The sequence below is a fragment of the Streptomyces sp. NBC_01445 genome (genome assembly GCF_035918235.1).
Classification (GTDB): domain Bacteria; phylum Actinomycetota; class Actinomycetes; order Streptomycetales; family Streptomycetaceae; genus Streptomyces.
Genome location: NZ_CP109485.1, coordinates 7,545,074 through 7,557,008, shown reverse-complemented (window position 1 = coordinate 7,557,008; position 11,935 = coordinate 7,545,074). Strand labels below are relative to the sequence as shown.

The 11,935-nt window shown below is 70.8% G+C and carries 11 protein-coding genes; 3 read left to right on the top strand and 8 right to left on the bottom strand.

What is annotated here, in order from left to right; all coding sequences use genetic code 11:
- Nucleotides 1-14: 14 nt before the first annotated feature.
- Both OG574_RS34375 and OG574_RS34370 read right to left on the bottom strand, forming a co-directional pair.
- The gene (locus OG574_RS34375; RefSeq protein WP_326776372.1) at nt 15-716 is read right to left on the bottom strand and encodes a hypothetical protein; all 702 of its coding nucleotides are present in this window, start codon (nt 714-716) and stop codon (nt 15-17) included.
- Between the two features lie 30 nt (nt 717-746).
- Entirely contained in the window at nt 747-2,201 is a 1,455-nt protein-coding gene (locus OG574_RS34370) for an NCS2 family permease (RefSeq protein WP_100592452.1), read from the bottom strand.
- Nucleotides 2,202-2,666: 465 nt separating this feature from the next.
- On the opposite strand from OG574_RS34370, the gene OG574_RS34365 reads away from it, so the two are divergent.
- Nucleotides 2,667-3,284: an XRE family transcriptional regulator gene (locus OG574_RS34365; RefSeq protein ID WP_326776371.1), complete on the top strand. Its 618-nt coding sequence runs from the start codon at nt 2,667-2,669 to the stop codon at nt 3,282-3,284.
- A 108-nt stretch (nt 3,285-3,392) separates the two neighbouring features.
- On the opposite strand, the gene OG574_RS34360 is transcribed toward OG574_RS34365, so the two are convergent.
- From OG574_RS34360 to OG574_RS34350, 3 genes are all read right to left on the bottom strand, one after another.
- Complete coding sequence (locus tag OG574_RS34360; RefSeq protein ID WP_100592450.1) at nt 3,393-4,187, bottom strand: HAD family acid phosphatase; 795 nt, start codon at nt 4,185-4,187, stop codon at nt 3,393-3,395.
- 409 nt (nt 4,188-4,596) lie between these two features.
- On the bottom strand, nt 4,597-5,367 hold the full coding sequence (locus OG574_RS34355; RefSeq protein ID WP_326776370.1) for an MBL fold metallo-hydrolase: 771 nt from the start codon (nt 5,365-5,367) through the stop codon (nt 4,597-4,599).
- A gap of 40 nt (nt 5,368-5,407) precedes the next feature.
- Nucleotides 5,408-6,016 carry a TIGR03086 family metal-binding protein gene (locus OG574_RS34350; RefSeq protein ID WP_326776369.1) on the bottom strand — a complete coding sequence of 203 codons (609 nt, stop codon included), beginning with the start codon at nt 6,014-6,016 and terminating at the stop codon, nt 5,408-5,410.
- A gap of 154 nt (nt 6,017-6,170) precedes the next feature.
- Here OG574_RS34350 and OG574_RS34345 point away from each other — a divergent pair, with 154 nt between their 5' ends.
- Nucleotides 6,171-7,349, top strand: a complete 1,179-nt coding sequence (locus tag OG574_RS34345; protein WP_326776368.1) for an MFS transporter — start codon at nt 6,171-6,173, stop codon at nt 7,347-7,349.
- On the opposite strand, the gene OG574_RS34340 is transcribed toward OG574_RS34345, so the two are convergent.
- From OG574_RS34340 to OG574_RS34330, 3 genes are all read right to left on the bottom strand, one after another.
- A complete protein-coding gene (locus tag OG574_RS34340; RefSeq protein WP_326776367.1) occupies nt 7,324-8,619 on the bottom strand; it encodes a S28 family serine protease in 1,296 nt (431 codons plus the stop codon). The genes OG574_RS34345 and OG574_RS34340 overlap by 26 nt on opposite strands.
- 165 nt (nt 8,620-8,784) lie before the next feature.
- On the bottom strand, nt 8,785-9,948 hold the full coding sequence (locus OG574_RS34335; RefSeq protein ID WP_326776366.1) for a hypothetical protein: 1,164 nt from the start codon (nt 9,946-9,948) through the stop codon (nt 8,785-8,787).
- Nucleotides 9,945-10,895 (bottom strand): 5-dehydro-4-deoxyglucarate dehydratase, encoded by a 951-nt coding sequence (locus OG574_RS34330; RefSeq protein WP_326776365.1) that lies wholly within the window; start codon nt 10,893-10,895, stop codon nt 9,945-9,947. Before OG574_RS34330 ends, OG574_RS34335 begins: the two co-directional genes overlap by 4 nt.
- Nucleotides 10,896-11,125: 230 nt before the next feature.
- Here OG574_RS34330 and OG574_RS34325 point away from each other — a divergent pair, with 230 nt between their 5' ends.
- Nucleotides 11,126-11,935, top strand: a complete 810-nt coding sequence (locus tag OG574_RS34325) for an NAD-dependent epimerase/dehydratase family protein (protein WP_326776364.1) — start codon at nt 11,126-11,128, stop codon at nt 11,933-11,935.

Below are 11,935 nucleotides of genomic sequence, written 5' to 3'. Positions count from 1 at the left end.
TCGCCATGAAGGCCCTAGCGGCGCCGGCCGCGTACCGCCCAGGCCGTCACCGGCGGCACCAGCGCTCCCACCAGCAGACCCACCGCGAGACCGGCGCCGAAGCCTGTGCCGGTGCTCGCCGCCACCACGACCGCGGCGACGAGGGCCAGGGCGCCGCCCATGAGTACGTAGCCGCGCCGCCGCCCCGGGAACGTGGGGCGCCGCGGGACCGGCGGCGGTTCGGACGGCGCGGGCTCCCGGCCGGCGCCGACCGCCTTCTCACGCTTGAACCATGCGTACACGACCCAGCTGCCGCACGGCTCCCAGCCGTCGGGCGCGAGCCGTTCGTCGAGGCCTTCGCCGCCCCCGGTGATCAGCTCGCGCCGGTACTCCCAGCGCCGCGGCCGCTCCGGGTCGCGGTGGCTGACGAAGCGGCCGAGCGGGTCGACCCGCTCGACCTCCCAGCCCTCGTCGCCGAAGCGGTTCAGGAGGTGCTCGTCGGCATACGTGTCGGCGAGCCAGCGCCAGGTCTCCAAGTGCTCGTCGGCTGCGGACGTCCCGGACGGGGCGAGGCGCCGGGCGAGCGCTTCGGCCGGACCGAACGCGTCCTGCGGGTCCGCTCCCCCGGCCTGCGCCAGATACGCCGCGAGATCGGCGACCGTGGCGGCGACACGGTCCGGCGGAAGGCCGTGCGCCTCGCGCAGCAGCTCCGCGAGGCGGTCGAGATAGCCGGTCACGACCCGAGCCTAGATCACGGCCCTACGGCGTCACTTCACGCCGAGCAGCTGCTCCACGGGGTCGATCGCGAAGTACACGAGGAAGAGCGCGGCCGCGCCCCACAGCAGCCAGTGCACCTCGCGTGCCTTGCCGAGGGACGCCTTGATGACGACGTACGAGACGAAGCCCGCGCCGATGCCGTTGGTGATGGAGTACGTGAACGGCATGACGGCGATGGTCAGGAACGCCGGGATGGCGATCTCGAACCGCTCCCAGTCGATGTGCTTGACCTGCGTCATCATCAGGAAGCCGACCGCGATGAGGGCGGGCGCCGCGGCCTGCATCGGCACGATCGTCAGGACCGGGGTGAGGAACAGGGCGAGCGCGAACAGGCCGCCGGTGACCAGGTTCGCGAAGCCGGTGCGCGCGCCCTCTCCGACACCCGCGGCCGACTCGACGTACGTGGTCGCCGAGGAGGCGGAGGCGGCGCCACCCGCGACGGCGGCCACGCTGTCGATGAACAGCACCCGGCCGACGTTCGGCACCTGGCCGCGCTCGTCGAGCAGTCCGGCCTCGGCCGTGATGCCGACGACGGTGCCCATGGTGTCGAAGAAGTCCGACAGGATCAGGGTGAAGACGAACAGCACCACCGTGAGCGCGCCGACCTGGCCGAAGGCACCGAACAGATCGAAGTGACCGAGGAGGCCGAAGTCCGGCGAGGCGACGAGCTTGTCCGGCACCTGGGGCACGGTGAGACCCCAGGACTTGACGTCGGCGAGCTCGTTGACCGCGATGGCGACCAGCGTCATCGCCACGATGCTGATGAGGATGGCGCCCTTCACCTTGCGGGCGAGCAGCACGATCGTCAGGAGCACCCCGGCGCAGAACACGAGCATGGGCCAGCCGGTCAGGGTGCCGGTGCCGAGCTGCACCGGCACGGTGGTGTTCGCGACGTCCGGAATCCGGGTGACGAAGCCGGAGTCGACGAAACCGATGAAGGCGATGAACAGGCCGATACCTACGCTGATGGCCTGCTTGAGCGGCTGCGGAATGGCGTGCATGACCGCCTCGCGCAGGCCCGTCAGGACCAGGACGCAGATCAGCAGGCCCTCGAGCACGATGAGCCCCATCGCGTCGTCCCAGGCCATCTGGGGCGCGAGCTGGAAGGCGACGACAGCGTTGAGCCCGAGGCCCGCCGCGAGGGCGAGCGGCAGATTGCCGCCGACGCCCATGATCACGGTCATCACCGCGGCCACGAGGGCCGTGGCGGTGACGAGTTGGACCGGATCGAGCTGATCGCCGAACTTGTCCTTGGTGCTGCCGAGGATGATCGGATTGAGGACGAGGATGTACGCCATGGTGAAGAACGTGGCGAATCCGCCGCGTATCTCCCTGCCGTACGTAGAACCGCGTTCCGATATACGGAAGTAGCGGTCGATGGCACTGCCCGATCCCGCGGGGGGCGCGGTGGTGGAGTTCACCGGGCCGGTCGCGTTGGTCTGCATGACTTCTCCAGGCTCTACAGCGATCTGAGGATCCAGAGATCCAGGGATCCCGGCGTGCCGTACCGCACGCCAGGGACAACTCTCTCGTGGGATTCACCTATCACCGCACCGTGTGCGCCATGGATGAAAGCGCCCACGGGCGAGACCGGATCATACGTGTGCTCACGGGAACCGAATTCCCGCCCAGAGGGCACTTGTTCAGGCTATTTGCCGATAACGGAACATCGCATTCAGTCCCAAGAGCTCCATAGGATCCCCGAACCGCCTCCGCGTCCGACCCCATCTCCTGTCGGTTCCTACGAAATCTCGATTCCGCTGTCCGTCTAAGTCGTGATTGCTGCGGAACGGTCGAAAACCGGCCACGCGAACACTCATTACTCTGTGCTGGTGCATCGTCACCCGACAGCGGATCCGACACCCCCCTTCAACGCCAGAGCCGCGCGCACCATCCGGGAGAACCTCGGGATGGCTCCCGGTCACGTTGCGTACGGCATGCGCGCGTCGTACGGAATGAGTCACATCACCCCGGACCACATCACCGCGTGGGAGCGCGGCACCGCACTGCCCAGTTCGACCGAACTCACCGCGCTGGCGGGCGCGTTGTGGTGCGCGCCCCACCAGCTCATCGGCGCCCCGCGCACCTTGCGGGAGCATCGTCTCGCCCGCGGTCTGGCCGTCGAGGACGTGGCCCGCGGCATCGGCCTCGACGTCGGCGCGTACCAGCAGATGGAGGCGACCGGCCAGTGGGGTGGCAACAACCGCCAGTCCGCGGCGCTCGCCTCCGTACTCGCCCTGGCCCCACGGGACCTGATCTCCATCACGGGCCGCGAGGACGACTTGGCGCAGCTGCTGCGGGACGCCGTCAGCACCCGCTGGCAGGCACACGTTCGCGCGATCGCCAAGCTGCTCTCGATGGAACGCCGTGACCTCGACGGCGCGTTGCGCGAAATGCACCAGGAGTACCAGACCCTGATGGCGGCGACGCTGAGCCGGGCGGGCGGTTCGATCGCCTCGGGCGAGGCGGGCCAGCGCTATCTCGACGACATCGTGGACCACTTCTGGCAGAGGGTCCCCTCCGCGTAGCTGCCGGGAGTTGCCTTCGTACGGCCACGCAGATCCGCTACGCCTTCCTGCGGCAGCGGCGCGCACCGGTAGCCGACCCGGTGCACGCCGACGCTCGCGGCCGTGCGACTAGCTGACGTAGTACGTCGGGTTCGGGAACTTGTACGTCTTGTCGGCGTAGCCGCCCTCGAGGTCGGAGTACTGGTCGCCGAAGTTGCCGACGATGTCGTAGCCGAGGGACTCGATGTGCTTGCGGGTGCCCGACTTGTACTGCACGGTGGTGCAGTTCCAGGCGCTCGCGGTGGCGCAACCGCTGAGGTAGGCGGGCGGGTTGGTCTTGTCCTTGAGGAAGACGTGGTCGGCGTCGAGGTTGACGTCGATGCCGACCTTCTTCAGGTTCTCGACGGCGGCGGCGCGCTGCGTCTCGCCCAGACCGGAGTTGTAGAAGACCTCGACACCCTTGGACTGCGCGTAGTCGATGAGACCGGGCGTACCGAAGACGGCCGGTCGGTCCGCCTTGGCCACGTACTCCTTCCAACTGGCGTCGTTGTAGACATAGTTGGTCTTCTTCTCGTAGTCGAGGCTGAGGAGAAGGGTGTCGTCGATGTCGAAGACGACGGCGGGCTTGTCACCTTTTCCGTGGTGCTGCTTGGCGGCCTTGGCGATCTGCCTCTTCGCGCCCGCCTCGATGCGCGCCAGGTCCTTGGCGTACTGGCTGTCGGCCGAGGCCTGCCACACACCGGCGCTGTCCTGCGTGGCACCGTAGTACGAGGTGATCTCCGTGGTGAGGAGACCGATGTTGTGGGGCTCGGCGGTGGTGCTCGCCGACGCGCCGCCGGCACTCGCCGCGCCCGTACCGTAGACGGCACCGCCCGCGAGGGCGCACGCCGCGGCGATCCCCGCGACTCTGATGGACTTCCGCATGAATGGTGTCTCCGGATCTGGCCTGCAGCGGCCGTCGGGTCGGAAGGAGACCCGGCGCGCACACCGCGTCGCGTGATCGTTCGCGCCAGGTCACCGCTTGTCTACGCGCATCACGCGAGCGGCGACAGGTGCTTTATCCGATCGATACGCGATCCATAGGAATCGAGCCCTGCGGTTCCGCTGCTCGTCGGTGCCATGCGGGCACGAACGGTCCTGCCGATGTGCGGGCGGGGCGCCCGGTTGAGTTCGGTGACGAGGGATCACGACCCGGAGATCCGAACGGATTCGCCAGAAGAACGCGGACACCTGGGCGGCCATGGTCCGTCTCGACGCGTCCCCGGCGCCGGGCTGTCCCTGCTTCTCGTCACGTACGCGGTGTGGCATCCGGGATGAAGTTCCGGGTGACTGGTCAGCGCTTCCGACGGAGGCGGAGAACGTCTCCCTCGCAGGCCTGCGACGTCCGGCCGCCGAAGACCGCCCCCGCGCGGGCCGTCGCCGCCTCGGCGGTGAGCGTGGGGCCCACATGGGTGATCACCAGCTCCCCGACGCCCGCCGCCCTCGCGACGGCCCCCGCGTCCTCCGGGGTCAGATGGACCGGCTCACCGTCCCGCCGTCGGTCGATGTCGGCCTCGCACAGGAACAGGTCGGCTCCGGAGGCGAGTTCAGTCAGCTCGGGGCAGGGGCCGGTGTCCCCGGAGTACGCGAAGACCACACCCTCGTACTCGACGCGCAGTCCGTACGCCTCCAACCCTCCGTGCGCGACACGTCTGCTCTCCAGGATCAGGCCGCCGCCCAGGTCTGCCCGGTGTCTGTCGCCCAGGTCGCGGAAGTCGAAGACCTCCGCGACCTGCGACGGGTCGTCGCTTCCGAAGAACCCGGCCAGCCTCCGCGCGCAACCCGCAGGGGCGTGGACCGGCAGGGGCGCGGGCACGGTGAGGCCGCCGTCGCCGATGCCGGCCGCCGCCGCGATGAGGTCGGCCCAGTGGTCGGAGTGCAGGTGCGAGATCCAGACGGCGGTCAGCGCCTCCGGGGTGGTGTGCCGCTGAAGTTCGGCGAACGTGCCGGGGCCCGCGTCCACCCAGACCCGTACGTCTCCTGCCGTCAGGAGGTATCCGGAGCAGGGGTGTCCGGGCCGCGGGTGGGGCGATGCGGTGCCGAGGACGGTGAGGGTGAGCGCCATCCGGGCACCCTACGGTGCGCGCCGAGTGGGTGGACGGGTTTCAGGGGGCGGGCCTCCACTGCGGGTCGCGGCCGCTCAGCCCCACCACCCGGTCCAGGAGTGGTGCCTCGTCCGGGACGGGGACCACGGGGCCGAAGATGGGCGGGCGGTCCGGGCCCGTGGACTGCGCGAGGAACGCGTGGGCCGCTCCCAGGGCAGCCTCCTCGGGGTCGTACTCCTGGCCCGTGGTCCTCGCCAGGTCCCAGCCGTGCACGACGAGTTCGTCCAGGGCTACGAGGCCCGCCACCTCGGCGGGCAGGTCGACGCCGCCCGCGCGGGTCATCCCCTGCCATGCCTCCGGGTCGCGCCAGGCCACCGCGAGTTCGTCGAGCGCCTTGGCCAGCGCGTCGCGCCAGCCGTCCGTGATGTCGGGCAGGAACGTCGTCGGGCTCGTGTCCGTCGTCGGGCTCAGGTTCTTGCGGGCGGCGTCGCCGAAGGCGACAGTCAGCCCGAGGATGTGCCCGAGCAGGTTGCGCACCGCGTACTCCGGGCACGGGGTCGCCAGGTTCAGCTGGTCCTCGCCCACCCCGTCCGCGAGGCGCGCCACGAGCCGCGTCTGCGGGCCGAAGTCCACCATCTGCTGCGCCGTCTGGTCGGTCGCGTCGGGCATGTCGGCTCCTTGCTTGTTCTCAGGACTCACAAATCCAGGACTCGCATTGCGTACTCACCTGTAGACCCCGGCTCCGCCCGAAAGTCATCGGCGCGTCCGCCTAGGGCATCCTCCCGATCCCCCGCAGGGGGCCTTAGCACCACGATGACCTGGCATGACGTTCACTTCTACCGCCACACGGGGCGGTTCCCGGCTCCTCCTGGCCGGCATCGTCGTGTCCGGGTTCGGCACCTCCGCCATGTGGCTGGCCGCCGGGATCTGGGTGAAGGACCTGACCGGCTCGGACAGCCTCGCCGCGCTGTGCGCCTTCGCGCTGTGGGCGCCCACGCTCGCCGGGCCCCTGCTCGGCACGGTCGCCGACCGCACCCGGCGACGGCCCCTCCTCGTCGCCTCGAACCTGGGCCTCGGCCTGCTGCTCCTGTCGCTGCTGGCCGTCGACTCGGCGGGCCGGCTCTGGATCCTGTTCGCGGTCCTCGTCGCGTACGGGACATGCGGCGTCGTCACCGACGCGGCCGAGGCCGCCCTCGTACCGGCCGTCGTCGGCAAGGACGCGCTCGGTGACTTCAACGGGCTGCGGATGACGGCCAACGAGGGCATGAAGCTGGTCGCCCCGCTCGCAGGCGCGGGCCTCTTCGCACTGTACGGAGGCGGGAGCGTGGCCCTGCTCGACGCCGCGACCTTCGCCGCCGCGGCCGGGCTCTACGCGCGGCTCCGGATCCGGGAGCCCGCGCCCGCACGCCGGACCACGGGCGTGTGGGCCCGCACCGCGGAGGGCGTACGCGCGCTGTGGCGCCAGGAGCGGCTGCGCCCCCTCGTCCTGGCCGCCGCGGCCACCATGCTGCTGGCGGGCCTGAACGGCGCCGCGCTCTACGCGGTCGTGGACCGCGGCCTCGGCCGCTCCCCCTCGTACGCGGGGGTCCTGTACGCCGTGCAGGGCGCCGGTTCGGTCGTGGCCGGGCTCGCCGCGGGAGGGCTGCTGCGGCGGCTCGGCGAGCGCCGGTTCGCGGCGGCGGGGATCGCCCTGTTCGCGGCGGGCGCGGGCCTGCGCCCGCTCCCGTACGACGCCGTGGCACTCGGGTGCAGCGCGGCGATCGGCATGGGCCTGCCGTGCGTCCTGATCGCGGTGCTCACCGCGGTCCAGCGCGAGACCCCGGACGCGCTCGTCGGCCGCGCCGTGGCGACCGCGAACACACTGATGTTCGCGCCGAACGCGGTGGCCCTCGCGATGGGCGCGGGCCTCATCGCGGTCGTGGACCACCGCGTCCTGCTGCCGCTGCTCGGCGCGGCCGGACTCGTGCTCGCGTGCGCTACTGCACGCCGGCCCAGCGCTTGATCGTGGCGACGGCCTTGGCCTGCTCGTCCGCGGGCAGCTTGGCGATGGCCGCGCCGTGGTTGGAGCCGGGCACGACGTAGCGGTACGAGTCGTGCTTGCTCGGGGTGAACTTCTCGGCGCTCCACGGGTCGTTCTGCCCGTACACGAACATCATCCGCTCGCCGCGCGTCTTCACCCACTTGTCGACGCCGGAGATCGCCGAGCCGTCGTAGGTGCCGCGCATCGCGGCGGGCAGGACCGAGTTGGGCTGGTAGATGTCCGGGTAGTGGCGGACGTCCTTGAGGTGTTTGAACTTGAGGTCGGCCCAGCCGAGTTGGGTGGCGGCCTGCCGGTAGTAGGGCCCGGTGCCGTTCGTGCCGAGGGTCTCGTCCTGGTAGACGCTGAAGCCGTGGCCCTTGGACCAGGTGTAGAGCTCGTCGTCGGTGGCCTTCTTGGCGTCGGGCACGGTCGGGCAGTCGTCGATCGTGCCGCTCTGCCAGAAGTTCCAGACCTGGTCGAGCACGGCGAACTCGTAGGCCCTGTCGGTGGTTCCGAGGGTCTCCTCGAACGTGTCACCGGCCGCCGCCGCATCGGCCTCGAACTTCGGGACGAGGGCGTCGCGGCGCACCAGCATCTCGCGCTGCACGGCGTTCAGGGCGGCGCGGCACTCGGGCGTGCCGACGGTCTTGAAGAAGTCCTCGTAGCCGCTGTCGTCGTTGTTGTTCGCGTCGTTCGGAGCGACGAACGCGACGACGGCGTCGAGGTCCTGCGGGTAGAAGCGCTCGTGGAAGGTCGCGGTCATGCCGCCCTTGCTGCCGCCCGTGGCGAGCCACTTGCCCTTCTCGATGGTGCGCAGGGCCTGCGTGATGCGGTGCTCGTCGCTGGACTCCTGCCAGACCGTGAGCTTGGACCAGTCGTCACCCGCCGCGCCCTTGGGGCGGGACTCGGCGAAGTAGCGGTGTTCGATGGAGACCTGGTTGGCGTCGAGCAGCTTGGTGATCTCGCGCGTACTGGAGGAGAGGGTGTAGCCGCCGGTGTAGAAGACGGTGGGCTTGGCGGCCGCCTTGTGCCAGAGCGTGAGGCGCTGGGTGAACGTGCCGGCCTTGGGGTTGCGGTGGTCGACCGGCTGCGCGTACGTGAGCGTATAGAAGGGGTAGCCCTCCTTGTCGGTCACCGAGACGACCGTCATGCCGGGGATGGCCGCCAACTGTGCCTGGATGTCCTCCTGTTGGGCGGCGGCACCGACGACGTTCCCCTGCGCCGCCCCCGCAGGGACGGTCCCGCCGAGCACCGCCGCACCCGCCATCATCCCCGCGCACAACAGCGCGGCCGCCCCCCGGCCACGACCCTGGCTGTGACCCCGTCTACGACCCTGGTTCCGCCCCTGGTTACGCACGCGCACCTCGTGTCCCCTCCGTAGGAAGCGTCGATTGTGGTGCGCGGATGGTAACCGCTTTCAGGCGAGGTCCGACAGGCCCTCCGCGATCAGCTTCAGATCGCTGTCCGACGCCAGCCCCGCATGATAGAGCCGCAGTTCGTTCGCACCCAGCCCGGCCGCGTGCCGGGCGTCGGCGGCGAGCGTGGCGGGGCTCCCGCCCATCCCGGCGACCACGGTGAGGTTGGCGGCCACAACTCCCCTGCCCTGAGCGGCAAAGGGGGCTATCAGCTCCGCGCCGCCGGTGCACGGCACGACCACGCCGTCCGCGACGGCGAGGATGTGCGCCGGATCCACGCCCGCGTTCGCCCCGCAGTGGTACGACGCCGGGTCGGCGTGCAGCAGGATCCGGAATCCGTCCGGGGCCTGCGCGCGGACCGCGGCGACGGCTTCCTCCTGAAGGCTACGGGCGACGCTGTCACGCCACGCGCGCGTGCCCGCCGCCGTGCGCGCCCCGAGCAGCTTCTCCACCGCCTCCCAGCCGCCGTCCGGGGTGCCGTTCCCGCGCCACAGAGGCTCCAGCGCGCGCCGGACGTCCCCCGCCAGCTCCGCGGCGTCCAGCCCTTGTCGGCCGTATCCGTCGCGGCACGACGGGCAGAAGCAGAGCGACATCAGGTACTGACCCGCGTCGCCGAGGCCGACGCCCGCGGTCTTGTCGTGGGCGTGCAGATGCGCGAACCCGTACCAGCCGAGGGATTCGAGTTCGGTGCCCTGCGCGCCGGGCCGCACGGCCGCCTCCGCCGCCAGGTCGACGAGGTACGCGCGCGTGGCGGGCTGTGCGATGCAGGGGGCCCACGGGTAGCGGTCGCCGTAGGCGTTGACGACGGAGGTGTCCGGACGTTCCGCGCCCAGACGGGAGTTGTGCGCGAGGACGACCCAGGTGTGGACGTCGAGCCCGGCGCCCGCGAGCGCCTCGGCGGCCTCCCCGAAGGCGTCGCCGGGAGCCCAGTCCCCCGCCTCGTACGGCCGCAGGTCCCGGCCCTGCCAGCGGTCGCCCGGCGGGTAGAGGACCGCGGCGTGTTCTGCCGTGACGACGCGGTGGCGCGGGTGACGGGGAGTCAGGGCGCGGGTGGAGTGGTAGGCGGAGGCGAGGGTCGCCTGCTGGACGCCGAGGCCCGCGATGCGACGGGCGGCCTCGGGGTCGCCGTTGACGTCCCAGGGATAGACGAAGGCGGATGCCCTCATGCCTGGTCCCCCGTCTCCGACAGGAGCGCGCGGCCGCGCTCGACGATGCCGGCGAGCCGCTTGACGTGGTCGTCGGTGGGCTCGTGCAGGGGCGGGCGGACCTCGCCGACGTCGAGGCCGGTGAGCCGGACGCCGGCCTTGACGAGGGAGACCGCGTAGCCGCGGCCCTCGTTGCGGAGTTCGACGAGCGGCCGGTAGAAGCCGTCGAGGAGGCGGTTGGCGGTGGCGTCGTCGCCGGTGCGCAGGGCCGTGTGGAAGGCGAGGGCGATGTCGGGCGCGAAGCAGAACACGGCGGACGAGTAGAGGCCGACGCCGATGCCGCGGTAGGCGAGGCCGGTGAGTTCCGCGGTGGGCAGGCCGTTGAAGTAGAGGAAGTCGGTGGGTCCCTCGGCGCGTACGGCGCTGATGGTGCGCTGGAGCAGGTCGAGGTCGCCGAGGCCGTCCTTGAGTCCGAGGATCTTGGGGTGGCGGGCGAGGGCGACGACGGTCGCCGGCGTGAACACGGCGTTGTCGCGCTGGTAGACGATGATTTCCAGGGAGGTCGCGTCGGCCAGCTCCGAGTAGTGGCGCAGCAGGCCCTCCTGGCCGGCGACCACGAGGTAGGGCGGCATCGCGAGGAGCCCGTCGGCGCCGGCTTCCTCGGCGAGGCGCGCGTAGCGCACGGCGAGGGCCGTGCCGTACCCGGCGCCCGCGACGACCGGCACCCGTCCCGCGGTCTCCTCCACGGCCGCGGCCACGCACGCCTGGAACTCCTCAGGGGTCAGGGAGTGGAACTCGCCCGTTCCGCAGCACGCGAAGACCGCGGCGGCCCCGGCCTCGACGCCCTGGCGCACATGGGTGCGGAAGGTGTCGAGGTCGAGGGTGCCGTCGGATCCGAAGGCGGTGACCGGGAAGAACAGCGGCCCGCTGGGGATGCTGAGTCGAGCGGCGAGAGGGGCTGACGTCACGGGCTCTCCCTTGGCGTGCACGGTTCTGATTTGCGTCTATATTTCTGAACTCGCTCACGCTAATCCGCCCCCAGGGCGCGGGTCAAGCACGCTAACTCGCATCCTGGCAGCGGATTTCCAGCCTCCGCGGGAGACTTGACTACGCCCTGCGGCAATCTTTAGCGTGTCCACAGATGTGAATGCCGTGCATGAATGCGGCCATCTGTCTGACTATTCGAGGAGACTCCCGCATGCCCGCTCCCCGCACCGTCCTGCTCACCGGAGCCGCCGGCGGCCTCGGCACCCTGATGCGCGGACTGCTTCCGGCCTACGGTTACGAGCTGCGCCTCCTCGACGCCCGCCCGATCGAGGGCGAGCCGGACGCGATCACGGCCGACCTCGCCGACCGGGACGCCCTGCGCGAGGCCGTGCGCGGGGTCGACGCGATCATCCATCTCGCGGGCATCTCCCTGGAGTCCAGCTTCGACAAGATCCTCAAGGCGAACATCGAAGGGCTCTACAACCTCTACGAGGCCGCGCGCGAGGAGGGCGTGCGCCGCATCGTGTTCGCCTCGTCGAACCACGCGATCGGCTACACGCCGCGCCCCGCGGACGGCGACCCCCGCGTTCCCGTCGACACGCCCCGCCGCCCCGACACCTACTACGGCCTGTCCAAGTCGTTCGGCGAGGACCTCGCGCAGTTCTACTGGGACAAGTTCGGCCAGGAGACCGTGTCCGTGCGCATCGGCTCGTGCTTCATGGAGCCGACGAACGTACGCATGATGTCGGTGTGGCTGAGCCCGGGCGACGGCGCGAGGCTCTTCGACGCGGCGATCAGGGCCGAGGGCGTCGGGCACACGGTCGTCTACGGCTCGTCCGACAACACGCGCGTGTGGTGGGACCTGTCCTCCGCGCGGGCACTCGGTTACGAGCCGCAGGACGACTCGGAGCAGTACGCCGAGAAGCTGATCGCCGAGTTCGGCGAGCTGGACCCGGCCAACCCCGACCACACGCGGATGGGCGGTCACTTCGTGACGAACCCGCCCATCTGGCCGTACTGA

Excerpts from the sequence above, each read along its gene's own strand:
- OG574_RS34360 (WP_100592450.1), bottom strand. The coding sequence starts at position 4,187 with ATGCGGAAGTCCATCAGAGTCGCGGGGATCGCCGCGGCGTGCGCCCTC.
- OG574_RS34350 (WP_326776369.1), bottom strand. The coding sequence starts at position 6,016 with ATGCCCGACGCGACCGACCAGACGGCGCAGCAGATGGTGGACTTCGGC.
- OG574_RS34325 (WP_326776364.1), top strand. The coding sequence starts at position 11,126 with ATGCCCGCTCCCCGCACCGTCCTGCTCACCGGAGCCGCCGGCGGCCTC.
- OG574_RS34355 (WP_326776370.1), bottom strand. The coding sequence starts at position 5,367 with ATGGCGCTCACCCTCACCGTCCTCGGCACCGCATCGCCCCACCCGCGG.
- OG574_RS34345 (WP_326776368.1), top strand. The coding sequence starts at position 6,171 with ATGACGTTCACTTCTACCGCCACACGGGGCGGTTCCCGGCTCCTCCTG.
- OG574_RS34365 (WP_326776371.1), top strand. The coding sequence starts at position 2,667 with ATGGCTCCCGGTCACGTTGCGTACGGCATGCGCGCGTCGTACGGAATG.
- OG574_RS34335 (WP_326776366.1), bottom strand. The coding sequence starts at position 9,948 with ATGAGGGCATCCGCCTTCGTCTATCCCTGGGACGTCAACGGCGACCCC.
- OG574_RS34370 (WP_100592452.1), bottom strand. The coding sequence starts at position 2,201 with ATGCAGACCAACGCGACCGGCCCGGTGAACTCCACCACCGCGCCCCCC.